This window comes from Bacillus fungorum, from assembly GCF_002746455.1.
In the GTDB taxonomy this organism is placed as follows: Bacteria; Bacillota; Bacilli; order Bacillales; family Bacillaceae_G; genus Bacillus_A; species Bacillus_A fungorum.
This window is the reverse complement of the sequence record NZ_NWUW01000023.1, coordinates 1-23,648: the sequence shown is the minus strand read 5'-3', so window position 1 is coordinate 23,648 and position 23,648 is coordinate 1. Positions and strand designations below refer to the sequence as shown.

The 23,648-nt window shown below is 39.3% G+C and carries 41 protein-coding genes and 1 rRNA gene; 40 read left to right on the top strand and 2 right to left on the bottom strand.

The genetic code is table 11. The features are described 5' to 3' along the window. The first annotated feature begins 18 nt into the window (after window positions 1-18). From rplD to CO726_RS23580, 37 genes are all read left to right on the top strand, one after another. A complete protein-coding gene (gene rplD / locus CO726_RS23760; RefSeq protein WP_001127258.1) occupies window positions 19-642 on the top strand; it encodes a 50S ribosomal protein L4 in 624 nt (207 codons plus the stop codon). Continuing rightward, window positions 642-932: a 50S ribosomal protein L23 gene (gene rplW, locus CO726_RS23755; RefSeq protein ID WP_001205558.1), complete on the top strand. Its 291-nt coding sequence runs from the start codon at window positions 642-644 to the stop codon at window positions 930-932. The genes rplD and rplW overlap by 1 nt, the downstream gene beginning before the upstream one ends. 28 nt (window positions 933-960) lie before the next feature. Beyond that, a complete protein-coding gene (gene rplB, locus CO726_RS23750) occupies window positions 961-1,791 on the top strand; it encodes a 50S ribosomal protein L2 (protein WP_000511583.1) in 831 nt (276 codons plus the stop codon). 60 nt (window positions 1,792-1,851) lie between these two features. Continuing rightward, complete coding sequence (gene rpsS, locus CO726_RS23745; RefSeq protein WP_000124454.1) at window positions 1,852-2,130, top strand: 30S ribosomal protein S19; 279 nt, start codon at window positions 1,852-1,854, stop codon at window positions 2,128-2,130. Window positions 2,131-2,147: 17 nt separating this feature from the next. Next, on the top strand, window positions 2,148-2,489 hold the full coding sequence (gene rplV / locus CO726_RS23740) for a 50S ribosomal protein L22 (protein WP_001148024.1): 342 nt from the start codon (window positions 2,148-2,150) through the stop codon (window positions 2,487-2,489). 3 nt (window positions 2,490-2,492) lie between these two features. Beyond that, window positions 2,493-3,152: a 30S ribosomal protein S3 gene (gene rpsC / locus CO726_RS23735; RefSeq protein ID WP_000529956.1), complete on the top strand. Its 660-nt coding sequence runs from the start codon at window positions 2,493-2,495 to the stop codon at window positions 3,150-3,152. A 1-nt stretch (window position 3,153) separates the two neighbouring features. Continuing rightward, on the top strand, window positions 3,154-3,588 hold the full coding sequence (rplP, locus tag CO726_RS23730) for a 50S ribosomal protein L16 (RefSeq protein WP_000928969.1): 435 nt from the start codon (window positions 3,154-3,156) through the stop codon (window positions 3,586-3,588). Further along, a complete protein-coding gene (rpmC, locus tag CO726_RS23725) occupies window positions 3,578-3,778 on the top strand; it encodes a 50S ribosomal protein L29 (RefSeq protein WP_000855718.1) in 201 nt (66 codons plus the stop codon). Before rplP ends, rpmC begins: the two co-directional genes overlap by 11 nt. A 20-nt stretch (window positions 3,779-3,798) precedes the next feature. Next, complete coding sequence (gene rpsQ, locus CO726_RS23720) at window positions 3,799-4,062, top strand: 30S ribosomal protein S17 (protein ID WP_000004106.1); 264 nt, start codon at window positions 3,799-3,801, stop codon at window positions 4,060-4,062. 43 nt (window positions 4,063-4,105) lie between these two features. Continuing rightward, window positions 4,106-4,474, top strand: coding sequence for a 50S ribosomal protein L14 (gene rplN / locus CO726_RS23715; RefSeq protein ID WP_000615912.1), 369 nt, complete (start codon window positions 4,106-4,108; stop codon window positions 4,472-4,474). A 38-nt stretch (window positions 4,475-4,512) separates the two neighbouring features. Then, the gene (gene rplX / locus CO726_RS23710; protein ID WP_000558200.1) at window positions 4,513-4,824 is read left to right on the top strand and encodes a 50S ribosomal protein L24; all 312 of its coding nucleotides are present in this window, start codon (window positions 4,513-4,515) and stop codon (window positions 4,822-4,824) included. Window positions 4,825-4,850: 26 nt separating this feature from the next. After that, on the top strand, window positions 4,851-5,390 hold the full coding sequence (gene rplE / locus CO726_RS23705) for a 50S ribosomal protein L5 (RefSeq protein ID WP_001080829.1): 540 nt from the start codon (window positions 4,851-4,853) through the stop codon (window positions 5,388-5,390). Window positions 5,391-5,423: 33 nt separating this feature from the next. Beyond that, entirely contained in the window at window positions 5,424-5,609 is a 186-nt protein-coding gene (rpsN, locus tag CO726_RS23700; RefSeq protein WP_001085700.1) for a 30S ribosomal protein S14, read from the top strand. 29 nt (window positions 5,610-5,638) lie between these two features. After that, entirely contained in the window at window positions 5,639-6,037 is a 399-nt protein-coding gene (gene rpsH / locus CO726_RS23695; protein WP_000245511.1) for a 30S ribosomal protein S8, read from the top strand. A gap of 32 nt (window positions 6,038-6,069) precedes the next feature. After that, window positions 6,070-6,609, top strand: a complete 540-nt coding sequence (rplF, locus tag CO726_RS23690; protein ID WP_000086558.1) for a 50S ribosomal protein L6 — start codon at window positions 6,070-6,072, stop codon at window positions 6,607-6,609. Between the two features lie 33 nt (window positions 6,610-6,642). Next, a complete protein-coding gene (gene rplR, locus CO726_RS23685; protein WP_000628818.1) occupies window positions 6,643-7,005 on the top strand; it encodes a 50S ribosomal protein L18 in 363 nt (120 codons plus the stop codon). Between the two features lie 21 nt (window positions 7,006-7,026). Continuing rightward, window positions 7,027-7,527, top strand: a complete 501-nt coding sequence (rpsE, locus tag CO726_RS23680; RefSeq protein ID WP_000554646.1) for a 30S ribosomal protein S5 — start codon at window positions 7,027-7,029, stop codon at window positions 7,525-7,527. 13 nt (window positions 7,528-7,540) lie between these two features. Beyond that, on the top strand, window positions 7,541-7,723 hold the full coding sequence (gene rpmD / locus CO726_RS23675) for a 50S ribosomal protein L30 (RefSeq protein WP_001085231.1): 183 nt from the start codon (window positions 7,541-7,543) through the stop codon (window positions 7,721-7,723). Between the two features lie 33 nt (window positions 7,724-7,756). After that, on the top strand, window positions 7,757-8,197 hold the full coding sequence (gene rplO, locus CO726_RS23670) for a 50S ribosomal protein L15 (RefSeq protein WP_000766080.1): 441 nt from the start codon (window positions 7,757-7,759) through the stop codon (window positions 8,195-8,197). Further along, window positions 8,197-9,498 (top strand): preprotein translocase subunit SecY, encoded by a 1,302-nt coding sequence (gene secY, locus CO726_RS23665; RefSeq protein WP_000490117.1) that lies wholly within the window; start codon window positions 8,197-8,199, stop codon window positions 9,496-9,498. Before rplO ends, secY begins: the two co-directional genes overlap by 1 nt. Before the next feature lie 56 nt (window positions 9,499-9,554). Continuing rightward, a complete protein-coding gene (locus tag CO726_RS23660; RefSeq protein ID WP_001048989.1) occupies window positions 9,555-10,205 on the top strand; it encodes an adenylate kinase in 651 nt (216 codons plus the stop codon). Beyond that, a complete protein-coding gene (gene map / locus CO726_RS23655; protein WP_099685880.1) occupies window positions 10,205-10,951 on the top strand; it encodes a type I methionyl aminopeptidase in 747 nt (248 codons plus the stop codon). The genes CO726_RS23660 and map overlap by 1 nt, the downstream gene beginning before the upstream one ends. Window positions 10,952-11,019: 68 nt before the next feature. Next, the gene (gene infA, locus CO726_RS23650; RefSeq protein ID WP_001029884.1) at window positions 11,020-11,238 is read left to right on the top strand and encodes a translation initiation factor IF-1; all 219 of its coding nucleotides are present in this window, start codon (window positions 11,020-11,022) and stop codon (window positions 11,236-11,238) included. Window positions 11,239-11,273: 35 nt separating this feature from the next. Further along, a complete protein-coding gene (gene rpmJ / locus CO726_RS23645; protein ID WP_000868344.1) occupies window positions 11,274-11,387 on the top strand; it encodes a 50S ribosomal protein L36 in 114 nt (37 codons plus the stop codon). A gap of 21 nt (window positions 11,388-11,408) precedes the next feature. Next, complete coding sequence (gene rpsM / locus CO726_RS23640; RefSeq protein WP_000090788.1) at window positions 11,409-11,774, top strand: 30S ribosomal protein S13; 366 nt, start codon at window positions 11,409-11,411, stop codon at window positions 11,772-11,774. A gap of 24 nt (window positions 11,775-11,798) precedes the next feature. Continuing rightward, on the top strand, window positions 11,799-12,188 hold the full coding sequence (gene rpsK / locus CO726_RS23635; protein ID WP_000101798.1) for a 30S ribosomal protein S11: 390 nt from the start codon (window positions 11,799-11,801) through the stop codon (window positions 12,186-12,188). 180 nt (window positions 12,189-12,368) lie between these two features. Next, complete coding sequence (locus CO726_RS23630; protein WP_000569643.1) at window positions 12,369-13,313, top strand: DNA-directed RNA polymerase subunit alpha; 945 nt, start codon at window positions 12,369-12,371, stop codon at window positions 13,311-13,313. Between the two features lie 35 nt (window positions 13,314-13,348). Next, a complete protein-coding gene (rplQ, locus tag CO726_RS23625) occupies window positions 13,349-13,711 on the top strand; it encodes a 50S ribosomal protein L17 (protein WP_000331490.1) in 363 nt (120 codons plus the stop codon). 103 nt (window positions 13,712-13,814) lie between these two features. Continuing rightward, window positions 13,815-14,657 (top strand): energy-coupling factor ABC transporter ATP-binding protein, encoded by an 843-nt coding sequence (locus CO726_RS23620; protein WP_136699833.1) that lies wholly within the window; start codon window positions 13,815-13,817, stop codon window positions 14,655-14,657. Next, window positions 14,633-15,514, top strand: coding sequence for an energy-coupling factor ABC transporter ATP-binding protein (locus CO726_RS23615; RefSeq protein ID WP_099685878.1), 882 nt, complete (start codon window positions 14,633-14,635; stop codon window positions 15,512-15,514). The genes CO726_RS23620 and CO726_RS23615 overlap by 25 nt, the downstream gene beginning before the upstream one ends. Further along, window positions 15,502-16,296, top strand: a complete 795-nt coding sequence (locus CO726_RS23610) for an energy-coupling factor transporter transmembrane component T family protein (RefSeq protein WP_098669536.1) — start codon at window positions 15,502-15,504, stop codon at window positions 16,294-16,296. Before CO726_RS23615 ends, CO726_RS23610 begins: the two co-directional genes overlap by 13 nt. Before the next feature lie 14 nt (window positions 16,297-16,310). Beyond that, window positions 16,311-17,054, top strand: a complete 744-nt coding sequence (gene truA, locus CO726_RS23605; RefSeq protein ID WP_060633077.1) for a tRNA pseudouridine(38-40) synthase TruA — start codon at window positions 16,311-16,313, stop codon at window positions 17,052-17,054. Between the two features lie 152 nt (window positions 17,055-17,206). After that, complete coding sequence (rplM, locus tag CO726_RS23600; RefSeq protein WP_001260793.1) at window positions 17,207-17,644, top strand: 50S ribosomal protein L13; 438 nt, start codon at window positions 17,207-17,209, stop codon at window positions 17,642-17,644. Window positions 17,645-17,665: 21 nt separating this feature from the next. After that, window positions 17,666-18,058, top strand: a complete 393-nt coding sequence (rpsI, locus tag CO726_RS23595) for a 30S ribosomal protein S9 (protein WP_000079986.1) — start codon at window positions 17,666-17,668, stop codon at window positions 18,056-18,058. A gap of 161 nt (window positions 18,059-18,219) precedes the next feature. Beyond that, window positions 18,220-18,648, top strand: a complete 429-nt coding sequence (locus CO726_RS23590) for a DUF2521 family protein (RefSeq protein ID WP_074541893.1) — start codon at window positions 18,220-18,222, stop codon at window positions 18,646-18,648. Between the two features lie 66 nt (window positions 18,649-18,714). After that, window positions 18,715-19,428 carry an N-acetylmuramoyl-L-alanine amidase CwlD gene (gene cwlD / locus CO726_RS23585; RefSeq protein WP_099685877.1) on the top strand — a complete coding sequence of 238 codons (714 nt, stop codon included), beginning with the start codon at window positions 18,715-18,717 and terminating at the stop codon, window positions 19,426-19,428. Between the two features lie 144 nt (window positions 19,429-19,572). Then, window positions 19,573-20,640, top strand: coding sequence for an Mrp/NBP35 family ATP-binding protein (locus CO726_RS23580; protein WP_099685876.1), 1,068 nt, complete (start codon window positions 19,573-19,575; stop codon window positions 20,638-20,640). A 47-nt stretch (window positions 20,641-20,687) separates the two neighbouring features. Here CO726_RS23580 and gerD read toward each other — a convergent pair whose 3' ends face one another. After that, a complete protein-coding gene (gene gerD / locus CO726_RS23575) occupies window positions 20,688-21,305 on the bottom strand; it encodes a spore germination protein GerD (RefSeq protein WP_098759786.1) in 618 nt (205 codons plus the stop codon). Between the two features lie 139 nt (window positions 21,306-21,444). Between gerD and kbaA the strand changes: the two genes are divergently transcribed. Continuing rightward, on the top strand, window positions 21,445-22,065 hold the full coding sequence (gene kbaA / locus CO726_RS23570) for a KinB signaling pathway activation protein KbaA (RefSeq protein ID WP_099685875.1): 621 nt from the start codon (window positions 21,445-21,447) through the stop codon (window positions 22,063-22,065). A 101-nt stretch (window positions 22,066-22,166) separates the two neighbouring features. On the opposite strand, the gene pdaB is transcribed toward kbaA, so the two are convergent. Beyond that, the gene (gene pdaB / locus CO726_RS23565) at window positions 22,167-22,931 is read right to left on the bottom strand and encodes a polysaccharide deacetylase family sporulation protein PdaB (RefSeq protein ID WP_099685874.1); all 765 of its coding nucleotides are present in this window, start codon (window positions 22,929-22,931) and stop codon (window positions 22,167-22,169) included. 170 nt (window positions 22,932-23,101) lie between these two features. Between pdaB and CO726_RS23560 the strand changes: the two genes are divergently transcribed. Both CO726_RS23560 and CO726_RS23550 read left to right on the top strand, forming a co-directional pair. After that, window positions 23,102-23,320 (top strand): hypothetical protein, encoded by a 219-nt coding sequence (locus tag CO726_RS23560; protein ID WP_098759783.1) that lies wholly within the window; start codon window positions 23,102-23,104, stop codon window positions 23,318-23,320. A 225-nt stretch (window positions 23,321-23,545) separates the two neighbouring features. Continuing rightward, window positions 23,546-23,648: ribosomal RNA gene (locus CO726_RS23550) — 16S ribosomal RNA — on the top strand; the annotation flags it as partial.

Here is a 23,648-nt window from a genome sequence, read left to right as displayed (position 1 = left end):
TAGGAAGGAGGAATTCCAATGCCAAAAGTTACTGTATATAACCAAACTGGTTCACAGGTTGGTGAAATCGAATTAGCTGAAGCTATTTTCGGTATCGAACCAAATGAAGCTGTACTTTTCGAAGCTGTAATGATGCAACGTGCATCTTTACGTCAAGGTACACACAAAGTAAAAACTCGCTCTGAAGTTCGCGGTGGTGGTCGTAAGCCATGGCGTCAAAAAGGAACTGGACGTGCTCGTCAAGGGTCTATCCGCTCTCCTCAATGGCGTGGTGGTGGTACGGTATTCGGACCTACACCAAGAAGCTATGCGTACAAACTTCCTAAGAAAGTTCGTCGTTTAGCAATCAAATCTGCATTAGCTACTAAAGTAGTTGAGAACAACATTGTAGTTCTTGAAGACCTAGTGTTAAATGCACCAAAAACAAAAGATATGCTAGCAGTACTTAAAGGATTAACTGTTGAGAAGAAAGCTCTTATCGTAACTGCTGATGCAAACGAATCTGTAGAGTTATCTGCTCGCAATATCCCTGGAGTAACAGTAATCACTGCTGATGGCGTAAACGTTTTAGACGTGCTTCATCATGATAAGCTAATCATGACAAAAGCGGCAGTGGAAAAAGTAGAGGAGGTGCTTGCATAATGAGAGATCCTCGTGATATCATTAAGCGCCCAGTTATCACTGAACGTTCTATGGAAATGATGGCTGAAAAAAAATACACGTTCGATGTGGACGTTAAATCTAATAAAACAGAAGTTAAAGATGCTCTTGAAGCGATCTTTGGTGTTAAAGTAGAAAAAGTGAACATCATGAACTACAAGCCGAAAGCAAAACGCGTTGGTCGTCACGCTGGTTTTACTAGCCGTCGTCGTAAAGCAATCGTTAAGCTAACTGCTGACAGCAAAGAAATCGAAATCTTCCAAGGCGTTTAATTCTTACTAAAGAAGGAGGGAAATTGAGATGGGAATTAAAAAGTATAATCCAACTACTAACGGTCGTCGTAATATGACTACGAATGATTTCGCTGAAATCACGACTGACAGACCCGAAAAGTCATTACTTGCTCCTTTAAGCAAGAAGGCTGGTCGTAATAACCAAGGTAAAATCACTGTACGTCATCAAGGTGGCGGACATAAGCGTCAATACCGTATCATCGACTTTAAGCGTAACAAAGATGGAATTCCAGGACGCGTTGCTACGATCGAATACGATCCAAACCGCTCTGCGAATATCGCATTAATTAACTACGTTGACGGTGAAAAACGTTACATTCTTGCTCCTAAATCTTTAGAAGTAGGTATGGAAGTTATGTCTGGCCCAGAAGCTGACATCAAAATCGGTAACGCATTACCATTAATCAACATTCCAGTAGGTACTGTTGTTCATAACATCGAGCTTAAGCCTGGTCGTGGCGGACAATTAGTTCGTTCTGCTGGTACATCTGCTCAAGTACTTGGTAAAGAAGGTAAATACGTACTTGTACGTTTAACTTCTGGTGAAGTACGTCTTGTATTATCTGCTTGTCGCGCTTCAATCGGTCAAGTAGGTAACGAACAACACGAACTTATCAAAATCGGTAAAGCAGGTCGCTCTCGCTGGTTAGGTAAACGCCCAACAGTTCGTGGTTCTGTAATGAACCCGGTTGATCACCCACACGGTGGTGGTGAAGGACGTTCTCCAATCGGACGTAAGTCTCCAATGTCTCCATGGGGTAAACCAACTCTTGGATTCAAGACTCGTAAGAAAAACAAAGCGTCTGACAAATTCATCGTTCGTCGTCGTAAAAAATAATGGGATTGTAGTACGGTTCATTTCTAGAACCGTACGCCAATCACGAAGGGAGGCACCAAAATGGCTCGTAGCTTAAAAAAAGGACCATTTGTCGATGATCACTTAATGAGCAAAATGGAAAAATTAGTTGCATCTGAGCAAAAACAAGTTGTTAAAACTTGGTCTCGCCGTTCAACAATCTTCCCTCAGTTCATCGGACACACAATCGCTGTATATGATGGTCGTAAACACGTACCTGTGTACATCACTGAGGATATGGTTGGCCATAAGTTAGGTGAATTCGCACCAACTCGTACGTATAAAGGTCACCTTGCTGACGATAAGAAAACTAGAAGATAATGAGAGGAGGCACTTCAATGCAAGCTAAAGCAGTAGCGAGAACAGTTCGTATTGCTCCTCGTAAAGTTCGTTTAGTAGTAGACTTAATCCGAGGTAAGCAAGTGGGTGAAGCGATTGCTATCCTTAACCACACACCAAAAACTGCTTCTCCAGTTGTAGAAAAAGTTTTAAAATCTGCAATCGCAAATGCAGAGCACAATTATGAGATGGATATTAACAACCTAGTTGTTGAAAAAGTTTTCGTTGACGAAGGTCCAACGTTAAAACGTTTCCGTCCACGTGCAATGGGTCGTGCAAGCCAAATTAACAAACGCACAAGCCACATCACAGTTGTGGTATCAGAAAAGAAGGAGGGATAATCGATGGGTCAAAAGGTTAATCCAATTGGTCTTCGTGTCGGCGTTATTCGTGATTGGGAATCTCGTTGGTTCGCTGAGAAAGATTACGCTACATTACTACATGAAGACATCAAAATCCGTGAGTACATTAATGTACGCTTAAAAGATTCTGCTGTTGCTAAAGTAGAAATCGAACGTGCAGCAAATCGTGTAAATGTTACAATTCACACTGCAAAACCTGGTATGGTAATTGGTAAAGGTGGTACTGAAGTTGAAGCACTTCGTAAAGCTCTTAACCAATTAACAGGCAAGCGTGTACACATCAACATTTTAGAAGTTAAGAGAGCTGATCTTAACGCTAAATTAGTAGGCGAAAACATCGCTCGTCAATTAGAAAACCGTGTATCATTCCGTCGTGCACAAAAGCAAGTTATTCAACGTGCTATGCGTGCAGGTGCTAAAGGTATTAAAACACAGGTTTCTGGTCGTCTTGGCGGAGCTGATATCGCTCGTGCAGAATCTTACAGTGAAGGAACTGTTCCACTTCATACACTTCGCGCTGATATTGACTATGCAGCAGTTGAAGCTGATACAACATACGGTAAATTAGGCGTAAAAGTATGGATCTACCGTGGAGAAGTCCTTCCTACAAAAAAGAAAGCTTCTGAGGAAGGAGGAAAATAATATGTTAATGCCAAAACGCGTAAAATATCGTAGAGAGCATCGTGGTAAAATGCGTGGTCGTGCTAAAGGTGGAACTGAAATTGCTTTCGGTGAATTCGGTTTACAAGCACAAGCTGCTTCATGGATTACAAACCGTCAAATCGAAGCTGCTCGTCGTGCAATGACTCGTTACATGAAACGTGGCGGTAAAGTATGGATTAAAATTTTCCCTTCTAAACCTTACACTGCAAAACCTCTAGAAGTACGTATGGGTTCCGGTAAAGGGGCACCAGAAGGCTGGGTAGCAGTAGTAAAACCTGGGAAAATTATGTTCGAAATCGCGGGTGTATCTGAAGAGGTAGCACGCGAAGCATTACGTCTTGCAGCTCACAAGTTACCTGTGAAATGTAAATTCGTAAAACGTGAAGAAAATGGTGGTGAATCTAATGAAAACTAATGATATTCGTGAATTAACCACTGCCGAAATCGAAACAAAAGTTAAAGCTTTAAAGGAAGAGTTGTTTAATCTTCGCTTCCAACTTGCTACAGGACAATTAGAGAATCCAACTCGCATTCGTGAAGTGCGTAAAGCAATTGCTCGTATGAAAACTGTAGTTCGTGAAAGAGAGATCGGAATTAATCGATAAATTGAGGGGAGGTTTGCATAGTGAGCGAACGTAACCAACGCAAAGTTTATACTGGTCGTGTTGTGTCTGACAAAATGGACAAAACGATTACAGTTTTAGTTGAAACTTACAAAACTCATTCCTTGTACGGAAAACGTGTTAAGTATTCTAAGAAGTACAAAGCCCATGATGAGCAAAACCAAGCGAAACTTGGCGATATCGTTAAAATCATGGAAACTCGCCCGCTTTCTGCTACTAAGCGTTTCCGTTTAGTTGAAATCGTTGAAGAAGCGGTTATTATCTAAATAGACGAATCGGAATTTTTAGTCCGAAGGGAGGTTTCATAACATGATCCAACAAGAATCTCGTTTGAAAGTTGCTGACAACTCTGGTGCACGTGAACTTTTAACAATTAAAGTATTAGGCGGCTCTGGTCGTAAATATGCTAACATTGGTGACATTATCGTTGCTACGGTAAAACAAGCAACACCAGGTGGCGTTGTTAAAAAAGGTGACGTTGTTAAAGCAGTAGTAGTACGTACGAAGAGCGGAGCTCGTCGTCCGGACGGTTCTTACATCAAATTTGATGAAAACGCAGCGGTTATCATTAAAGACGATAAGAGCCCACGTGGTACTCGTATCTTCGGACCAGTAGCTCGTGAATTACGTGATAGCAACTTCATGAAGATCGTTTCTTTAGCTCCAGAAGTTCTATAATTTAAGGTATTGCCTTGCTAAGGAGGTGCAGAATTAAGATGCATGTAAAAAAAGGTGATAAAGTACAGGTAATCACTGGTAAAGACAAAGGAAAACAAGGCGTTATCCTTGTGGCTTTCCCAAAGCAAAACCGTGTTATCGTTGAGGGTGTCAATATCGTTAAGAAGCACTCTAAGCCATCTCAATTAAATCCACAAGGTGGAATTATTACTAAAGAAGCACCTATTCACGTTTCTAACGTTATGATTTTAGATCCGAAAACAGGTGAACCTACTCGCGTAGGCTTCAAAGTAGAAGATGGTAAAAAAGTTCGTATTGCAAAAAAATCTGGTGAATTATTAGATAAATAATTTTCTTAAGAAAGGAGGTCACTTCATTGAATCGCCTTAAAGAGAAGTTCCAAAAGGAAATTACTCCTGCTCTAGTGAGCAAGTTTAACTATAAATCTGTGATGGAAGTACCGAAAATCGAAAAGATCGTAATCAACACTGGTGTTGGTGACGCGGTATCTAACTCAAAAGCTTTAGACAATGCAGTAGAAGAATTAACACAAATCGCAGGTCAAAAACCTGTTGTAACTCGTGCTAAAAAATCAATCGCTGGTTTCCGTCTTCGTGAAGGTATGCCAATCGGTGCGAAAGTAACTTTACGCGGCGAGCAAATGTATGAGTTCTTCGACAAATTAGTATCAGTTTCTTTACCACGTGTACGTGATTTCCGTGGTGTTTCTAAGAAATCATTCGATGGTCGTGGAAACTATACATTAGGTGTTAAAGAGCAACTTATTTTCCCTGAGATTGATTATGATAAAGTAAGCAAAGTACGCGGTATGGACATCGTAATCGTTACTACAGCGAAAACTGATGAAGAAGCTCGTGAACTTTTAACACAATTCGGTATGCCATTCCAAAAATAATGGAAGCCAACGCTAAGTAGAGGAGGCGAAAACGTGGCTAAAAAATCTATGATAGCGAAACAAAAGCGTACTCCTAAGTTTAAAGTACAAGAGTATACACGTTGCGAACGCTGCGGTCGTCCGCATTCTGTATACCGCAAATTTAAACTTTGCCGTATTTGTTTCCGTGAACTTGCATATAAAGGTCAAATTCCTGGTGTTAAAAAAGCTAGTTGGTAAAACCCACAAATGGGAAGGAGGTAAAACACATGGTGATGACAGATCCAATTGCAGACATGCTTACTCGCATCCGTAATGCGAACATGGTACGTCATGAGAAATTAGAGGTTCCTGCTTCTAAAATCAAAAAAGAGATCGCTGAACTTTTAAAACGTGAAGGTTTCATTCGTGATGTAGAATACATCGAGGATAACAAACAAGGTATCCTTCGTATTTTCCTGAAATATGGTGCAAACAATGAACGTGTAATCACTGGATTAAAACGTATCAGTAAACCTGGCTTACGCGTTTACGCTAAAGCTGATGAAGTACCACGTGTACTTAACGGATTAGGTATCGCTCTTGTTTCTACATCTAAGGGAGTAATGACAGACAAAGACGCTCGTCAATTACAAACTGGTGGAGAAGTAGTAGCATACGTTTGGTAATATATATTTAAAACGAACGGAGGTGTGACCACATGTCTCGTATTGGTAAAAAGATTCTTGAAATCCCTGCAGGTGTTACTATTACAGTTGCAGAAGACAATACTGTAACAGTAAAAGGCCCTAAAGGTGAATTAACTCGTACTTTCAATGCTGATATGCTTATCAAAATTGAAGAGAATACATTAACAGTTGAGCGTCCATCTGAACAGAAGGAACACCGTGCATTACACGGTACAACTCGTGCTTTAATCGGAAACATGGTTGAAGGTGTAACTGAAGGTTTCGCACGCGGACTTGAATTAGTCGGTGTTGGTTACCGTGCTCAAAAACAAGGTGATAAACTTGTATTAAGCGTAGGTTATTCTCATCCAGTAGAAATGACTCCGGAAGCAGGTCTTGAAGTTGAAGTACCTGCACCAACTAAGATCGTAATCAAAGGTATCGACAAGCAACGTGTTGGCGAATTTGCTGCTAACATCCGTGCTGTACGTGCTCCTGAGCCTTACAAAGGTAAAGGTATTCGTTACGAAGGCGAAGTTGTTCGTCGTAAAGAAGGTAAAACTGCTAAGTAAACCCGTTAGGTGAGAGAAAGGAGTGACAAGAAAATGATCACTAAAGCTGATAAAAATGCGACTCGTAAGAAAAGACATGCGCGTGTACGTGCTAAACTTACTGGTACTGCAGAGCGTCCACGTTTAAACGTGTTCCGTTCTAACCAACATATTTACGCTCAAGTTATTGATGATGTGAATGGTGTAACGTTAGTAAGTGCATCTACTCTTGATAAAGACCTTGCTCTTAACGGTACTAGCAATACTGAAGCTGCTACGAAAGTTGGAGAATCAGTTGCTAAGCGTGCTGTAGAGAAAGGCGTTAAAGAAGTAGTATTTGATCGCGGTGGTTACTTATACCATGGCCGTGTTAAAGCTCTAGCTGAAGCTGCTCGTGAGGCTGGATTACAATTTTAATGGTCAAAGGAGGGAAAATTGATGCATCGCATTGACCCAAGTAAATTAGAACTTGAAGAACGTGTAGTTACGATAAATCGTGTCGCGAAAGTTGTTAAGGGTGGTCGTCGTTTCCGCTTTGCTGCACTAGTTGTAGTTGGCGATAAAAACGGTCATGTTGGATTCGGTACTGGTAAAGCACAAGAGGTACCAGACGCAATCCGCAAAGCTATCGAAGACGCTAAGAAAAACTTAATCGCTGTACCATTAGTTGGTACAACAATTCCACACACAATCAACGGTCACTTTGGAGCTGGTGAAGTATTCTTAAAACCTGCTGCTGAAGGTACTGGTGTTATTGCTGGTGGACCTGTTCGTGCGGTTCTTGAATTAGCTGGTGTACAAGATATTCTTTCGAAATCTCTTGGTTCTAACACACCAATCAACATGATTCGCGCTACTGTGAACGGATTAAGCGAACTTAAGCGCGCTGAAGATGTTGCAAAATTACGCGGTAAATCTGTAGAAGAGCTACTAGGTTAAGGAGGGAAAACAAATGGCGAAAAAGTTAGAAATTACCCTCACTCGTAGTGTAATTGGTCGTCCACAAGATCAACGTGCGACGGTAGAAGCTTTAGGTCTTAAAAAGTTGAATTCAACTGTAGTTAAGGAAGAAACTCCTGCTATTCTTGGTATGATCAACAAAGTTTCTCACCTTATAACTGTAAAAGAAGCTTAAGGATAACTCATTAATATAAGGAGGTGCCTGGGAATGAAACTTCATGAATTAAAACCTGCAGAAGGTTCTCGTAAAGTACGTAACCGTGTCGGTCGTGGTATCGGTTCTGGTAACGGTAAAACTGCTGGTAAAGGTCATAAAGGACAAAACGCACGTTCTGGTGGCGGTGTTCGTCTTGGCTTCGAAGGTGGTCAAACTCCATTATTCCGTCGTTTACCAAAACGCGGCTTCACAAACATTAACCGTAAAGAGTTTGCTATTGTAAACTTATCAACGTTAAATCGTTTTGAAGATGGTACAGAAGTAACACCTGAATTATTGCTGGAAACTGGCGTTATCAGCAAGTTAAACGACGGTGTTAAAATTCTTGCAAGCGGCGCAGTAGAGAAAAAACTAACTGTTAAAGCGCACAAGTTCTCTTCAAGTGCTAAAGAAGCAATTGAAGCAGCTGGCGGATCAGTTGAGGTGATCTAATGTTTCGTACAATCTCCAACTTTATGCGCGTTGCTGAGATAAGACGTAAAATATTATTCACTTTAGCGATGTTAATCGTATTCAGGATTGGCACGTTTATCCCCGTGCCATTTACAAATGGAGACGTACTGAAAGCACAAGATCAATTAAATGCTTTAGGTATTCTAAATACATTTGGCGGTGGAGCCTTGAAAAACTTCTCCATCTTTGCGATGGGAATCATGCCGTATATTACAGCATCCATCATCGTGCAATTATTGCAGATGGATGTTGTTCCTAAATTTTCGGAATGGTCGAAGCAAGGTGAAATGGGCCGTCGTAAACTAACGCAATTCACGCGTTATTTTACAATTGTTCTTGCGTTTATTCAGGGGTTTGGTATGTCAATCGGTTTTAACGGTATGGTAGGTGGGCAATTAATTTTGAATCCTGGTTGGAGCACTTATTTATACATTGCTACGGTACTGACTGCTGGTACTGCATTTTTAATGTGGTTAGGTGAACAGATTACAGCTAAAGGTGTAGGTAATGGTATTTCCATCCTTATCTTTGGTGGTATTGCCGCAGCGATCCCAAGTGTTATATCTCAAGTGTATCAGCAACAGTTTCAAAATATCGGAGATCAATTGTTCATGAGTATCGTTAAAGTTGCATTGATCTTACTAGCTGTGCTAGCAGTTATTGTGGGTGTTATTTTCATTCAACAGGCTGTTAGAAAGATCCCAATTCAATATGCGAAGCGTGTAACAGGAGGAAATGGCGGTTATGCTGGAGCACAAAACACACATTTACCGCTTAAGGTAAATAGTGCTGGTGTTATTCCAGTAATTTTTGCTGTTTCATTCTTAATTACGCCTCCGACTATTGCACAGTTCTTCCCGAAACATGATGTATCGCAGTGGATTATTGCAAACTTTAACTATTCTCACCCAGTGGGAATGATCATATATGTTGCGCTCATTGTAGCCTTCACATATTTCTATGCGTTTGTTCAGGTTAATCCAGAGCAAATGTCAGAGAATCTAAACAAACAAGGTGGATATGTTCCAGGTATTCGTCCGGGTAAGAATACAGAACAATATCTAACAAAAATCTTGTATCGTTTGACCTTTGTAGGATCAATTTTCCTAGCAGCGATTGCAATCTTACCAGTTATCTTTACGAAGCTGGGAAATCTTCCTCCATCTGCACAGATTGGTGGAACGAGTATGTTAATCGTTGTCGGCGTTGCTTTAGAAACAATGAAGCAGCTAGAAAGCCAACTGGTAAAACGCCATTACAAAGGGTTTATCAAGCAGTGAGTAAGTGGGAAGTATTGTCTTCCCTACATGCTCATGTACTCTGAGGGGGAACAAGGATGAACTTAATTTTAATGGGGCTTCCTGGTGCTGGTAAAGGTACACAAGCCGAACAGATTGTTGCCAAGTATAACATCCCTCACATTTCAACAGGAGATATGTTCCGTGCAGCTATGAAGGCTGAAACTGAAATGGGTCTACAAGCAAAATCTTTTATTGATAAAGGTGCACTTGTTCCAGATGAAGTTACAATCGGAATCGTTCGTGAACGTTTGAGTCAAGACGACTGCGTAAGAGGTTTCTTACTAGACGGTTTCCCACGAACTGTTGCACAAGCATCAGCTCTTGAAGAAATTATGAAAGATCTTGGCAAAAAAATCGACTATGTTTTAAACATTAATGTGGATTCAGGGTTGTTATTAAAACGCCTTACAGGCCGTCGCATTTGTAAAGAGTGCGGTGCGACTTACCACTTAGAATTCAATCCACCAGCAAAAGCTGATGTGTGCGATAAATGTGGTGGCGAATTATATCAACGTTCTGATGACAATGAAGAAACTGTAGCGAATCGCTTAGATGTAAATATTAAGCAAACAAAACCTTTGCTTGATTTCTACGAAGAGCTTGGTTACTTACAAAGCATTAATGGTGAGCAAGATATCAATAAAGTATTTGCTGATATCGATGTTCTCATCGGAGGCTTAGCGTAATGATAATCTGCAAAACTCCTCGCGAGATAGAAATCATGCGAGAAGCTGGCAGGATCGTTGCTTTAACTCATCAAGAGTTGAAACAGCACATTACTCCAGGAATTACAACGAAAGAGCTCGATCAAATAGCGGAAAAGACGATTCAAAAATATGGTGCTACGCCATCTTTTAAAGGATACAACGGATTTCCGGGGAGCATATGTGCTTCTGTAAATGAAGAGCTTGTACACGGAATTCCAGGGAAGCGCAAGCTCAAAGAGGGCGATATCATCAGTATCGATATTGGTGCGAAATACAATGGGTACCATGGAGATTCTGCATGGACGTATCCAGTTGGAAACATTTCTGAATCTGTTCAAAAGCTACTTGATGTCACAGAAAAATCGTTGTATCTTGGTCTAGAACAAGTAAAACCAGGCGAGAGATTATCAAATATCTCACATGCGGTTCAAACCCATGTTGAAGAGAATGGATTCTCGATCGTTAGGGAGTATGTTGGTCACGGAATCGGGCAAGACTTACATGAGGACCCTCAAATCCCGCACTATGGTCCACCAAATAGAGGCCCTAGATTAAAGCCGGGAATGGTCATCTGTGTTGAACCGATGGTGAATCAAGGAAGACGATATGTAAAAACACTATCTGATGACTGGACAGTGGTAACGGTAGATGGTAAATGGTGTGCCCATTTTGAGCACACGATTGCTCTTACAGAAGCAGGATACGAAATCCTTACCACTTTATAAGTAGCTGGCTCTCCGGGATTTCAGAGCAGTGTAAAATGTTACTGATTTGAAGAAGGGAGAACTATTGAATGGCTAAAGATGATGTAATTGAAGTCGAAGGTACCGTTCTTGAAACGTTGCCAAATGCTATGTTCAAAGTAGAATTAGAGAATGGGCATGTCGTATTGGCTCACGTTTCTGGTAAAATCCGTATGAACTTCATTCGTATTTTACCAGGAGACAAAGTTACGGTAGAATTATCTCCGTACGATTTAAATCGTGGTCGTATTACGTACCGTTTTAAATAATATAGCACTCCGTAATCTTTAAGGAGGTTCGAGACATGAAAGTAAGACCGTCAGTTAAACCAATCTGCGAAAAATGTAAAGTTATTCGTAGACGTGGAAAAGTAATGGTTATTTGTGAAAACCCTAAACATAAACAAAAACAAGGTTAATCAGAAGGAGGTGCATTCGTAATGGCACGTATCGCAGGTGTAGATATTCCTCGAGACAAACGCGTTGTTATTTCTTTAACTTACGTATTCGGCATTGGTCGCACAACTGCTGAAAAAATTCTTGCTGAAGCAGGTATTTCTGAAGAAACACGAGTTCGTGATTTAACGGAAGACGAATTAGGACGTATCCGTGATATCATCGATCGTATTAAAGTTGAGGGAGACCTTCGTCGTGAAGTATCTCTTAACATCAAACGTCTAATGGAGATCGGTTCTTACCGTGGTCTTCGTCACCGTCGTGGTTTACCAGTTCGTGGTCAAAACTCTAAAAACAATGCTCGTACACGTAAAGGTCCACGTCGTACAGTAGCAAATAAAAAGAAATAATAAGTAAAGGAGGTTGAACTAACAATGGCACGTAAAACAAACACTCGTAAAAAACGTGTGAAAAAGAATATTGAAGCTGGTATAGCTCATATTCGTTCTACTTTCAACAACACAATCGTAACACTTACAGATACTCACGGTAACGCACTTTCTTGGTCTAGTGCTGGTGCACTTGGTTTCCGTGGATCTCGTAAATCTACTCCATTCGCTGCGCAAATGGCTGCTGAAACTGCTGCTAAAGCTGCAATGGAACACGGTTTAAAAACTTTAGAGGTTACTGTTAAAGGTCCTGGTGCTGGTCGTGAAGCTGCAATTCGTGCTCTTCAAGCTGCAGGTCTAGAAGTAACAGCAATTAGAGATGTTACTCCAGTTCCTCATAATGGATGTCGTCCACCAAAACGTCGTCGTGTGTAATTTTTCTGTATAGAATTTTCCCTTTTGTCTATAATGGATATGATGCATTATCGAGAAATTTCGTACAGAAACATCGCTTGTTGTGCACAATCGGGAACTGCCTAAGGGGGACTTTCGGTTAGACAGGGGTTATACCTTTGTTTAACCGGGGTTTCGACGTTTTGAAGGAGGGTTTAGTTAATGATTGAAATCGAAAAGCCGAAAATCGAAACGGTTGAACTTAACGAAGATGCTAAATATGGTAAATTCGTAATTGAACCGCTTGAGCGTGGATATGGTACTACTTTGGGTAACTCCTTACGTCGTATTCTTTTATCCTCACTCCCTGGTGCCGCTGTTACTGCTATCCAAATCGATGGCGTATTACATGAATTTTCAACAGTTGAGGGCGTAGTAGAAGACGTTACGACGATCATCTTAAACTTGAAAAAGTTAGCTCTTAAAATCTACTCTGAAGAAGAGAAGACGTTGGAAATTGATGTGCAGGGCGAAGGTATTGTCACAGCTGCTGATATTACTCACGATAGTGATGTAGAAATCTTAAATCCAGATTTACACATTGCAACGTTAGCAAAAGATGCGCATTTCCGCGTGCGTTTAACTGCAAAGCGTGGCCGTGGGTATACGCCAGCTGATGCAAATAAAAGCGAAGATCAACCAATAGGAGTAATTCCTATTGATTCTATTTATACTCCAGTATCACGTGTGACTTACCAAGTGGAAAAGACACGTGTCGGACAAGTGGCTAATTATGATAAGCTTACGCTTGATGTATGGACGGATGGAAGCATCGGGCCAAAAGAAGCTATCTCTTTAGGTGCCAAAATCTTAACTGAGCATTTAAATATCTTTGTTGGTTTAACTGATGAAGCACAAAATGCTGAGATTATGGTCGAGAAGGAAGAAGATCAAAAAGAGAAAGTTCTTGAGATGACTATCGAAGAACTAGACCTTTCTGTTCGTTCTTATAATTGCCTAAAACGTGCAGGAATTAATACTGTACAAGAGCTTGCGAACAAAACAGAAGAAGATATGATGAAAGTTCGTAACTTAGGACGTAAATCCTTAGAAGAAGTTAAACATAAACTTGAGGAATTAGGTTTAGGTTTACGTAAAGACGACTGAGGATTTAAACCCATCAACAAAGGAGGGAACTACGAATGGCATACAGAAAATTAGGCCGTACAAGTGCGCAACGTAAAGCTATGTTACGTGATTTAGCTACTGATTTAATTATCAACGAGCGCATCCAAACGACAGAAACTCGTGCAAAAGAACTTCGTTCTGTAGTGGAAAAAATGATCACTTTAGGTAAACGCGGAGATCTTCATGCTCGTCGTCAAGCAGCAGCTTTCATTCGCAATGAAGTAGCTAACGCTGAGACTGGTCAAGATGCACTTCAAAAACTATTCGCTGATGTAGCTCCACGCTATGCTGAGCGCCAAGGCGGATACACTCGTATTGCAAAAATTGGTCCACGTCGCGGAGACGCAGCACCAATGGTAATTATCGAGTTAGTATAATGATAATTAAAAGGGCAGGACAGTTCTTTTCAAGAAACTGGTCATGGCCCTTTTTTTTAAATATAAAAATAGGCTTACTTGGCGAAGGAAAGGGTGCCTTGTATTGAAAAAAGAGAAACTTCGGACAGAAAATATATCATTTCAATATCCTGGTGCAGCCACTTATGCATTAAAAGATGTTTCATTCTCCTTATATGAAGGAGAATGGGTATCTGTTATTGGACAAAACGGTTCAGGGAAGTCTACACTTGCAAAATTATTGAATGGTTTGTTTTTGCCGGAAGCAGGGACAATTACAGTAAATGATACAATGGTTTTGTCAGAGGAAACGGTATGGGATGTTCGAAAACAAATTGGGATGGTATTTCAAAACCCAGACAATCAATTTGTTGGAACGACAGTGCAAGATGACGTTGTCTTCGGCTTAGAGAATATCGGAATGCCAAGAGAGCAAATGGTAGAAAGATTAGATCAGGCTTTAAGACTTGTCCGTATGGAAGATTTTCTTAATGATGAGCCTCATTCGTTATCTGGTGGGCAAAAGCAGCGAGTGGCAATAGCAGGCGTTTTAGCACTTCAGCCATCTATTTTGATATTAGATGAAGCAACGTCAATGCTAGATCCTCAAGGGAGACGTGAAGTAGTAGAAACGGTTAGGCAACTTGTTAATCAAAAAGGTATTACCGTGTTATCCATTACGCACGATTTAGAAGAAGCGGCACAATCAGACCGTGTCATTATTTTAAATAAGGGAGAGATATTAGAGGAAGGGACCCCAGAACAAATTTTCAAGTCCTCTCATATGCTCCAAGAAATTGGATTAGATGTACCATTTTCAGTGAAAATAGCAGAATTATTAAAAAGAAATGAAATTCTCTTGCAAAATACGCATCTTACAATGGAAAGCTTGGTGAACGAACTTTGGAGATTACATTCCAAAAAGTAGAACATCGTTATCAATATAAAACTCCATTTGAAAGACGCGCACTTTATGATGTAGACGTGTCGTTTCCAAGTGGGGGCTATTATGCCATTATCGGTCATACTGGTTCAGGTAAGTCGACGATGATTCAACATTTAAATGGTTTATTGCAGCCGACAAATGGCACAGTTCAAATTGGTGAACATTTCATTTCGGCAGGAAAGAAAGAAAAAAAGCTAAAGCCACTACGTAAAAAGGTAGGGGTTGTCTTTCAATTCCCAGAACATCAGTTGTTTGAAGAGACTGTGGAGAAAGATATTTGTTTCGGCCCTACTAATTTTGGGTTATCTGTAGAAGAAGCGAAGCAAAAGGCAAGAGAGGCAATTGAACTTGTAGGGTTAGAACCAGAACTGTTAACACGTTCACCGTTCGAGTTAAGTGGTGGGCAAATGAGGCGTGTTGCGATAGCAGGCGTATTGGCGATGGAACCCGAAGTGCTTGTATTAGATGAACCTACAGCAGGACTAGATCCAAAAGGGCAGAATGAACTTATGGAGATGTTTTATAAGCTACATAAGGAGAAAGGTCTTACAGTTATCCTAGTAACACATAATATGGAGGATGCTGCTAAGTATGCGGCGCAGATTGTAGTCATGCATAAAGGAACGGTCTTTTTGCAAGGAAGTGCAGAGGAAGTATTTTCACATGCTGATGAACTAGAGAAAATTGGCGTGGACCTTCCTATGTCTTTAAAGTATAAACGTGCAATTGAAGAGAAGTTTGGCATTTCAATCCCAAAGTCTACCTTATCTTTAGAGGATCTTACTCATGAAGTTGTGCAGGTGTTACGAAAAGGTGGTCATGAATCATGCAGCAGTTGATTATTGGAAGGTATATTCCAGGGAATTCTCTTATTCATCAACTTGATCCACGTACGAAGCTGCTGATTGTCTTTTTATATGTATTTGTTGTTTTCTTAGCAAATAATGCGATTTCATATGGATTTTTATTTTTATATGCACTCATTGCTTTATTTTTTGCAAAAGTGCCGATTCGTTATGTACTTTCGGGCTTAAAACCAATTCTATGGATTTTTCTTTTTACATTTTTCCTGCATATTTTTACAAATAAAGAAGGGGAAGTACTATTCCAGCTTGGTTGGTTTTCGATACATGAAAAAGGATTAGAGCAAGGGATATACATTTCTATACGATTCTTCGTTATTATTTTAATGACGACATTATTAACGTTAACGACGACACCTATTGAGATTACAGATGGTTTGGAGACGTTATTAAAGCCGCTGAAGCGTATAAAAGTTCCTGTTCATGAAATCGCATTAATGATGTCAATTTCTCTTCGTTTTATCCCGACATTAATGGATGAAACGAGTAAAATAATGAAGGCACAAGCGTCACGTGGTATTGATTTCGCAGGGGGACCGATAAAGGATAGGATGAAAGCTATCATTTCACTACTCGTTCCTCTATTTATCAGTGCTTTTAAGCGCGCAGAGGACTTAGCAATTGCTATGGAAGCTCGTGGATACCAAAGTGGCGAAGGACGTACTAAATTTAGGCAACTGCGCTGGAAAACAAGCGATACAGTAACGATTATAAGCTTACTTTGTTTAGCTTGTATTTTGGCATGGGTGCGATCGTAATGGAGAATAGAGAAATGGATAGAATAAAATGTACGGTTGCATATGATGGCATGCATTTTTGTGGTTATCAAATTCAGCCGCAGCATCGTACTGTTCAACAAGAAATAGAGAAAGCTTTACAGAAATTGCATAAAGGAGAACTTGTTCGCGTTCAGGCATCAGGCAGGACGGATTCTACCGTTCATGCTAAAGGACAAGTGATACACTTTGATACACCGTTGTCTCTTGAAGAGTGGCAATGGAGTAATGCATTAAACACAATGTTGCCAGATGATATTGTTATCAGACAGGTAGAGAAAAAAACAGAAGAATTTCATGCGCGTTACGGTGTTGAGAGAAAAGAATATCGTTATCGTGTATTATTATCAAAGACTGCGGATGTATTCCGTAGAAATTACGTATATCAATATCCATATCCGCTCGAAATCAACTCTATAAGAAAAGCGATCCCGTATTTTATTGGAACGCATGATTTCACTTCTTTTTGTTCGGCAAAAACTGACAAAAAAGATAAAGTGCGAACAATTTATGAAATTGAGCTAATTGAGCAAGATGATGAATTAATTTTTCGTTTTGTAGGTAATGGATTTTTATATAATATGGTCAGAATTATTGTTGGTACGTTACTGAGCGTAGGGCAAGGAAAGCTTGATCCGGATAGCATTCCAGAGATTCTAGCCAAACAAAATCGTCAGTTTGCTGGAAAGATGGCTCCAGGTCATGGGCTTTACTTATGGCAGGTAAACTATAACAACTAATCCTGGTGTAACATTTGCTTGACATTAGAAACTCAAAAGTATATCATAACATATGGTATTGTTTCTAAAACCACGATTAGCCCCGGAAGGAAATCGTGTTTAAGATAAACAATAGATTTTTTCTATGGAAAAGATAACGAGGAGGGAAACACATGCGTACGACTTTTATGGCAAAAGCTAACGAAGTTGAGCGTAAATGGTATGTGGTTGATGCTGAAGGTCAAACTTTAGGTCGCCTTGCTAGTGAAGTAGCATCCATTTTACGCGGTAAAAACAAACCTACATTTACACCACACGTTGACACGGGTGATCATGTAATTATTATTAACGCTGAGAAAATTCATTTAACAGGTAATAAATTAAACGATAAAATTTACTACCGTCACACTAACCACCCAGGTGGACTTAAACAAAGAACAGCTCTAGAAATGCGTACAAACTACCCTGTACAAATGTTAGAGCTTGCAATTAAAGGCATGCTTCCAAAAGGACGCTTAGGCCGTCAAGTTTCTAAGAAACTAAACGTGTATGCTGGAGCAGAGCATCCACACCAAGCACAAAAACCAGAAGTTTACGAACTTCGCGGATAATTAATTAAAGGAGGGCTTACTTTGGCACAGGTTCAATACTATGGCACTGGACGTCGTAAGAGTTCAGTAGCGCGCGTACGCCTAGTTCCAGGCGAAGGACGCGTTATCATTAACGGTCGTGATTTTGAAAACTATATCCCATTTGCTGCATTACGTGAAGTAGTGAAACAACCTCTAGTTGCAACAGAAACTTTAGGTAACTACGATGTACTTGTAAACGTAAATGGTGGTGGATACACTGGTCAAGCTGGTGCTATTCGTCACGGTATTTCTCGCGCTTTATTAAAAGCTGATCCAGAATACCGTCTAACACTAAAACGTGCAGGTCTATTAACTCGTGACGCACGTATGAAAGAGCGTAAAAAATACGGTCTTAAAGGCGCACGTCGTGCACCTCAGTTCTCAAAACGTTAATTTTTGCGAACTACAAACCCCAACCATTTTGGTTGGGGTTTTTTGTGTTTCATTCCTCTTTTGCAATTTTTGTAGTTTGGAATATTTTAGTGCTATCCGCTCGCGTATGCTTCTTCTTTAGAAGTTTAGACTAATACGTAGTAGGGAGGTTTATAAGTACTATGAATGTCATTGTCAACTTACAAGAAAAACAAAAAGAAAAGCAGTTGAAATATGAACGGAAGATGCTGCGGGAATTATCATTAAAAACATTACGTTCAAATATTAGGGATGCCTTTCAGATGCAGGAGCTTCATCGTCAGTATGAAGATTACTGCATTGAATTAGGGATAGAATCGTATTTATTAGGAGCGAGATATAGTAAATTTGGTTATTATGGCGAATCGTTCTTTGACGTGAAATATAGAGCTTTAGAAGAAGAGCAACAATTAACGGAAACATTATTTCAATTTTTAACGAGCATGACCATGCGGGAAATTAAGTTACAAGATGAGGAATTACTTTTTGAATCTTGCCAGCAGTTTATCGGCTTATGGTGGCAGGAAGGATATGAAAAAGGTGAAAGAAGATATCGATTAAAGCTTCATTAAGACAAGCATAAACTTTCCTCTTGTCCCATATAAGTAATTAGAGGGACTAGCTGGAGGAGGAAAGGTATGAAGAGAATTCGAATTATCTCTTTTTCACTCGCTGCGGTTGTTTTGTTTTTTTTAGTCAAACAAGAATTTCAAATTACAAAATCTTGGCGAGCTTGGAATTTACCCTTATCAGGGAAAGTGATTGTATTAGATGCTGGGCATGGTGGACCAGACGGAGGGGCTGTTGGTGGAAAGGATATTGTAGAAAAAGATATTACGCTTGAGATTACAAAGAAGGTACAAGATTATTTACAAGAACAAGGTGCGCTAGTTATTTTAACACGTGATGGAGATTATGATTTAGCTCAGAAAGATACAAAATCATATAGTAGACGTAAAGCAGAGGATTTAAAAAAACGTGTAGAGATTATTAATAAACCTGATGTAGACTTTTTTGCGAGTATTCATCTGAATGCTTTAACTAGTAGTGGATCGAAAGGCGCACAAACGTTCTATTACCGTTCTTCGATTGAAAATGAACGTGCTGCGAAATTTATACAAGCTGAATTGAGAACGAGTTTAGAGAATACGAATCGTTCTGCTAAAACAATTTCTCATGTGTATTTATTAAAGTATGCGAAAACACCAGGCGCTTTAATTGAAGCTGGCTTTTTATCGAATGTAAATGAAAGGTATATGTTAAATTCGGAGAAATATCAGCAAAAGGTAGCGGCTGCAGTATATCGTGGGATATTACGTTATTTCACGGAAAAAGGAAATCCTCCAGAATAAGGGGGATTTTTTTGAGTTTCTCTCGTTAACGAAGTTTTCCGAAAATATGTTATACTGGAAATGTAAACGCATTTATTTCAAAAATAAAGAGAGATACATTTAATTAACATTACGTTATTTTTCATACAGGGGGCTGGGCTAATTATGGTAACGAGAGAGCAAGTAGTGGAAGCATTAGAAGGGATTGTAGATCCGTTTTTACATAAAACGTTAAAAGAAACAGGGTCAATTAAAGAGGTAACAGTCAAGCCTGAGAAGGAACATGTAAGTGTTAAAATTGCAATCGTCAAAACCGGTACAGCGGAACAAATGCAATTGCAATCTGGAATTGTAAAGTTAGTAAAAGAACTAGGAGCAGCAACAGTAGGGCTTCGCTTTGCAGAATTTACAGAAGAGGAATTAGCTCAGTTTGCACCGGAGCAGGAAGAAGAGCAAACTGAATCTTTATTGTCACCAAATTCAAAAACGACATTTTTAGCAGTAGCGAGTGGAAAAGGTGGAGTCGGAAAATCCACAGTTTCTGTTAACCTTGCCATTGCTCTAGCTCGTCTAGGGAAAAAGGTTGGTATCATTGATGCTGATATTTATGGTTTTAGCGTACCGGATATGATGGGAATAGAAAAACGTCCTGTTGTAAGAGGAGATAAAATAGTTCCAGTAGAGCGTCTAGGTGTAAAGGTAATCTCAATGGGGTTCTTTGTAGAGGATAATGCACCGGTTATTTGGAGAGGACCTATGCTTGGGAAAATGTTAAATCACTTCTTCACAGAAGTAGAATGGGGCGATTTAGACTATTTAGTTTTAGATTTACCACCGGGTACAGGTGATGTTGCGCTAGACTTACATTCAATGTTGCCGGCTTGTAAAGAGATTATTGTAACAACGCCGCATCCAACAGCGGCATTTGTAGCAGCACGTGCTGGAGCTATGGCTTTACGTACAGAACATAGTATTCTTGGTGTTGTTGAAAATATGGCTTATTTTGAAAGTAAAACAACTGGTGAAAAAGAATATGTGTTTGGAAGAGGTGGAGGAGATAAATTGGCTACAGAACTTCAAACAGAAGTACTTGGCCGAATCCCGCTTCAACAACCCGATTGGAATAAAGAAGACTTTGCGCCGTCAGTATATGAAGATACACATACGACAGGTCTTATTTATCGCAAGATAGCTGAGACAGTAATTGATAAAGTAGCTGTTGCGCAAAAATAAAATAATGATGGGTGGACGATACATATATTGTCCACTCATCATTAACATTATTGTTGTTCCTTTTTGCCACCTTGGGAACCACCTTCACCGCCTGCTTCTTTTTTATCAGAACCACTTTTTTCGGCTTTTTGAACACCTTTACTAATAATATCAATCATCTTAGCTTGGAAGAGTGGGCTTTCAGCGGTTTCTGTGAGTACTTGTTGTAAATATTGACGGTATTCTTTACTTTTCATCGTTTGTAACATCATTTTTTCTACTTCAGGGTTTTTCATAATTTCTATAACGCCTGCTTGGTATTCAGGGTCTTTTAGTAATGTTTTCATTAAGGCTGTTTGTTCTTTTCCCATACTTTTAGCGAATTTCGATGAGAACTCAGGGTCTTTAAAGAGCTTTTCCCAGAATTGTTGCCCTTTGTCGGATACCATTGCATCTTCAATCGTTTTTTTTACTACTGTTTCATCTAGTATGAGTGCTTGTTTCATTTTTTCATCAGTTAACACATCTTGAATAGCTTTCTTACCTTGATCAGTTTTTAAAATATCAACAATCATTTTCTTCGTTTGATCATAATCAAGTTCGGACTTTGCTTCTTTTCCTTGTGCACATGCTACAAGTACAAGAAATAGAAAAGAAGAGGTCAAAACGAGCAGCATCCGTTTCATAAGTTGGAACTCCTTTCAGCACAGTTCTCTCTTTTTAATATAAATATCTTTAAGAAATTTATACATGAACATGGCTAGCTTTTTGAAATTGTCATTGATACAATTTAATTAGAAATATAAGGATAATGGGGGATGTGTTGTGAATAGCCGCAAGTGGGTACGACTATTTTTTACGACGTTGTTTCTTGGTGGGATTAGTACGGTCATTATTGGGTTCGTTTTAGAGTGGGACAAGTATGTTAAATTTTTTCAAAATTTCGACGGAAAGGAAATTCTAGCAGTTTCCTTCTGGTTGATGGGTGTAGGGTTTATTTTTAGTGTTATAAGTCAAATGGGATTTTTTGCCTACTTAACAATCCATCGTTTTGGACTAGGTATGTTCCGATCAACTTCTTTATGGAATGCAGTCCAGCTCTTTTTTATTGCATTCGTTTTATTTGATTTCGTGTATTTAAGATCTGTGTTGATTGCAAATGGGGAAGTTTCATTAGGAAATAACATACTTGTTGCGGGTGTGTTATTTGTGTTTGGGGCGATTGTTGCTTACATAAAAAGTAAAGAAACGAATAACAAAGCATTTGTGCCCGCCTTGTTCTTTATGGTTGTTGTAACAATTCTTGAGTGGGTACCAGCTCTTCGAATTAATGATACAGATTGGTTATATTTAATGGTGATACCACTTTTATTATGTAACGCATATCAGTTACTTATATTACATCGTTTAATTGGAAAGGAAAGACGAGTAAGTCGGCCTAATTAAGAGAGCTTTTACGCAGAGTAGTTGAACGGGATGAAAAAAGCTCTATTACCTTAATGAAAGGTAGTAGAGCTTTTTATGTGTGAAGGCACGAGGGAATAGAGTTACTGTACATCTTCACTTTTCGTACTTGTGTTGGAAATAAGTTGTGATACGGATATTTGCTCATATCCGTCACTCTTTAATTTTTGTAGGAGCAGTGGTAATGCTTTATTTGTTTGAAGGGCAGAATCGGATGCGTGTAATAAGACGATATCTCCACCTTTTAAATTATTAGAGACGGTGGAAACGATATTGTTTACACCAGGGTTTTTCCAGTCGTTTGAGTTATTACTCCAATGAACGACAGTGTATCCGAGTGATTCTGCTATTTTAAGTGTTGCTTTGTCAAAGTCCCCACTAGGTGGACGTAATAGCTTGACTTGTTTCACACCGAGTTTTGTAAAAACATCTTGTGCTCGCAAAAGATCTCTTCGTATTTCATTTGTCTCAAGAGAAGTGTAGGACGTGTAATTATAACCCATACTACCGATTTCATGTCCATCTTTTATGATGCGTTCAACAACATCAGGGTGTCTTTCTGCCCATGCAGCAGAAAGGAAGAAGGTTGCATTCTTAATGTCTCTTTCTTTAAGTGTATCAAGGATTGGAATTGCTTTTTTGTCTCCCCAACTAATATCAAATGTGAATGCAACTTGTTTTTTTGAGGTGTCGCCTTTGTAAATAACCTTAGGTCCTGTAGCAGTTGAAAAAGCAGACTCGTGTGAATATGTTTTCAAAAAGAGTAGCCATGCTGTAAATAAGGAAAGTATCACTATTAAGCTAATGTGTTTAAAATTTCTTTTACTCGTAATAAAAAAGAAAAACATAATATTACGCCCCTTTGTCCAATCCTTTTCAGTTACATATATGCTGTAAATATAAAAAAGAGAACAAGGGATTAATATCGTAAGTAGTGGATATAATGGATGATAGGATTTTGTTAAATGAAAACGAGCGGAACGTTTATCGCTCTGTAAGAAATGATTGAGGTGATGAGTTGCTTGGATTTATGTTAACGAAAGAAGAGAAAATAGAAATGGAATACATATTGAAGAGAGAGTTAGAAGAACTTTTATTTGATTTTGAAGATGAACGTATTCATGACGTTGTAAAAAAAGCAATGGAAGAAAGATATAAAATCATTTTTTGTTTGTTTCGAAGAGTTGCTAATGCAGAGGAATGTATTCGTTATGTAAGAAAAAGAACTTTTTATTAAAAAGTGTTGACGTTAATGGTTACTATATGATAAATTAATAACCGTCGCTGATGCGGAAACGCAGAAAACGACAAAAAAGAAATTGAAAAACTTAGTTGACATCGAAAAACGAAGATGTTAACATAAGGAAGTCGCAAATGAGCGACCAAGTAGTTCTTTGAAAACTGAACGAAACAAACAACGTGAAACGTCAATTTTTATTTTTAGATGCTAGACAAACTAACTTTATTGGAGAGTTTGATCCTGGCTCAGGATGAACGCTGGCGGCGTGCCTAATACATGCAAGTCGAGCGAATGGATTAAGAGCTTGCTCTTATGAAGTTAGCGG

Bases quoted from the DNA above. Each gene is read 5' to 3' on its own strand.
- CO726_RS23630 (WP_000569643.1), top strand. From the start codon at position 12,369: ATGATTGAAATCGAAAAGCCGAAAATCGAAACGGTTGAACTTAACGAA.
- rpsH (WP_000245511.1), top strand. From the start codon at position 5,639: ATGGTGATGACAGATCCAATTGCAGACATGCTTACTCGCATCCGTAAT.
- CO726_RS23580 (WP_099685876.1), top strand. From the start codon at position 19,573: ATGGTAACGAGAGAGCAAGTAGTGGAAGCATTAGAAGGGATTGTAGAT.
- rplM (WP_001260793.1), top strand. From the start codon at position 17,207: ATGCGTACGACTTTTATGGCAAAAGCTAACGAAGTTGAGCGTAAATGG.
- cwlD (WP_099685877.1), top strand. From the start codon at position 18,715: ATGAAGAGAATTCGAATTATCTCTTTTTCACTCGCTGCGGTTGTTTTG.
- CO726_RS23610 (WP_098669536.1), top strand. From the start codon at position 15,502: ATGCAGCAGTTGATTATTGGAAGGTATATTCCAGGGAATTCTCTTATT.
- rplN (WP_000615912.1), top strand. From the start codon at position 4,106: ATGATCCAACAAGAATCTCGTTTGAAAGTTGCTGACAACTCTGGTGCA.
- rplX (WP_000558200.1), top strand. From the start codon at position 4,513: ATGCATGTAAAAAAAGGTGATAAAGTACAGGTAATCACTGGTAAAGAC.
- truA (WP_060633077.1), top strand. From the start codon at position 16,311: ATGGATAGAATAAAATGTACGGTTGCATATGATGGCATGCATTTTTGT.
- infA (WP_001029884.1), top strand. From the start codon at position 11,020: ATGGCTAAAGATGATGTAATTGAAGTCGAAGGTACCGTTCTTGAAACG.
- rplW (WP_001205558.1), top strand. From the start codon at position 642: ATGAGAGATCCTCGTGATATCATTAAGCGCCCAGTTATCACTGAACGT.
- rpmD (WP_001085231.1), top strand. From the start codon at position 7,541: ATGGCGAAAAAGTTAGAAATTACCCTCACTCGTAGTGTAATTGGTCGT.
- rpsS (WP_000124454.1), top strand. From the start codon at position 1,852: ATGGCTCGTAGCTTAAAAAAAGGACCATTTGTCGATGATCACTTAATG.
- rplR (WP_000628818.1), top strand. From the start codon at position 6,643: ATGATCACTAAAGCTGATAAAAATGCGACTCGTAAGAAAAGACATGCG.
- rpsE (WP_000554646.1), top strand. From the start codon at position 7,027: ATGCATCGCATTGACCCAAGTAAATTAGAACTTGAAGAACGTGTAGTT.
- rplO (WP_000766080.1), top strand. From the start codon at position 7,757: ATGAAACTTCATGAATTAAAACCTGCAGAAGGTTCTCGTAAAGTACGT.
- rplV (WP_001148024.1), top strand. From the start codon at position 2,148: ATGCAAGCTAAAGCAGTAGCGAGAACAGTTCGTATTGCTCCTCGTAAA.
- CO726_RS23660 (WP_001048989.1), top strand. From the start codon at position 9,555: ATGAACTTAATTTTAATGGGGCTTCCTGGTGCTGGTAAAGGTACACAA.
- rplD (WP_001127258.1), top strand. From the start codon at position 19: ATGCCAAAAGTTACTGTATATAACCAAACTGGTTCACAGGTTGGTGAA.
- map (WP_099685880.1), top strand. From the start codon at position 10,205: ATGATAATCTGCAAAACTCCTCGCGAGATAGAAATCATGCGAGAAGCT.
- rplB (WP_000511583.1), top strand. From the start codon at position 961: ATGGGAATTAAAAAGTATAATCCAACTACTAACGGTCGTCGTAATATG.
- secY (WP_000490117.1), top strand. From the start codon at position 8,197: ATGTTTCGTACAATCTCCAACTTTATGCGCGTTGCTGAGATAAGACGT.
- rplP (WP_000928969.1), top strand. From the start codon at position 3,154: ATGTTAATGCCAAAACGCGTAAAATATCGTAGAGAGCATCGTGGTAAA.
- rpmC (WP_000855718.1), top strand. From the start codon at position 3,578: ATGAAAACTAATGATATTCGTGAATTAACCACTGCCGAAATCGAAACA.
- rplF (WP_000086558.1), top strand. From the start codon at position 6,070: ATGTCTCGTATTGGTAAAAAGATTCTTGAAATCCCTGCAGGTGTTACT.
- rpsM (WP_000090788.1), top strand. From the start codon at position 11,409: ATGGCACGTATCGCAGGTGTAGATATTCCTCGAGACAAACGCGTTGTT.
- rpsK (WP_000101798.1), top strand. From the start codon at position 11,799: ATGGCACGTAAAACAAACACTCGTAAAAAACGTGTGAAAAAGAATATT.
- gerD (WP_098759786.1), bottom strand. From the start codon at position 21,305: ATGAAACGGATGCTGCTCGTTTTGACCTCTTCTTTTCTATTTCTTGTA.
- rpsC (WP_000529956.1), top strand. From the start codon at position 2,493: ATGGGTCAAAAGGTTAATCCAATTGGTCTTCGTGTCGGCGTTATTCGT.
- CO726_RS23590 (WP_074541893.1), top strand. From the start codon at position 18,220: ATGAATGTCATTGTCAACTTACAAGAAAAACAAAAAGAAAAGCAGTTG.
- pdaB (WP_099685874.1), bottom strand. From the start codon at position 22,931: ATGTTTTTCTTTTTTATTACGAGTAAAAGAAATTTTAAACACATTAGC.
- rplQ (WP_000331490.1), top strand. From the start codon at position 13,349: ATGGCATACAGAAAATTAGGCCGTACAAGTGCGCAACGTAAAGCTATG.
- rpmJ (WP_000868344.1), top strand. From the start codon at position 11,274: ATGAAAGTAAGACCGTCAGTTAAACCAATCTGCGAAAAATGTAAAGTT.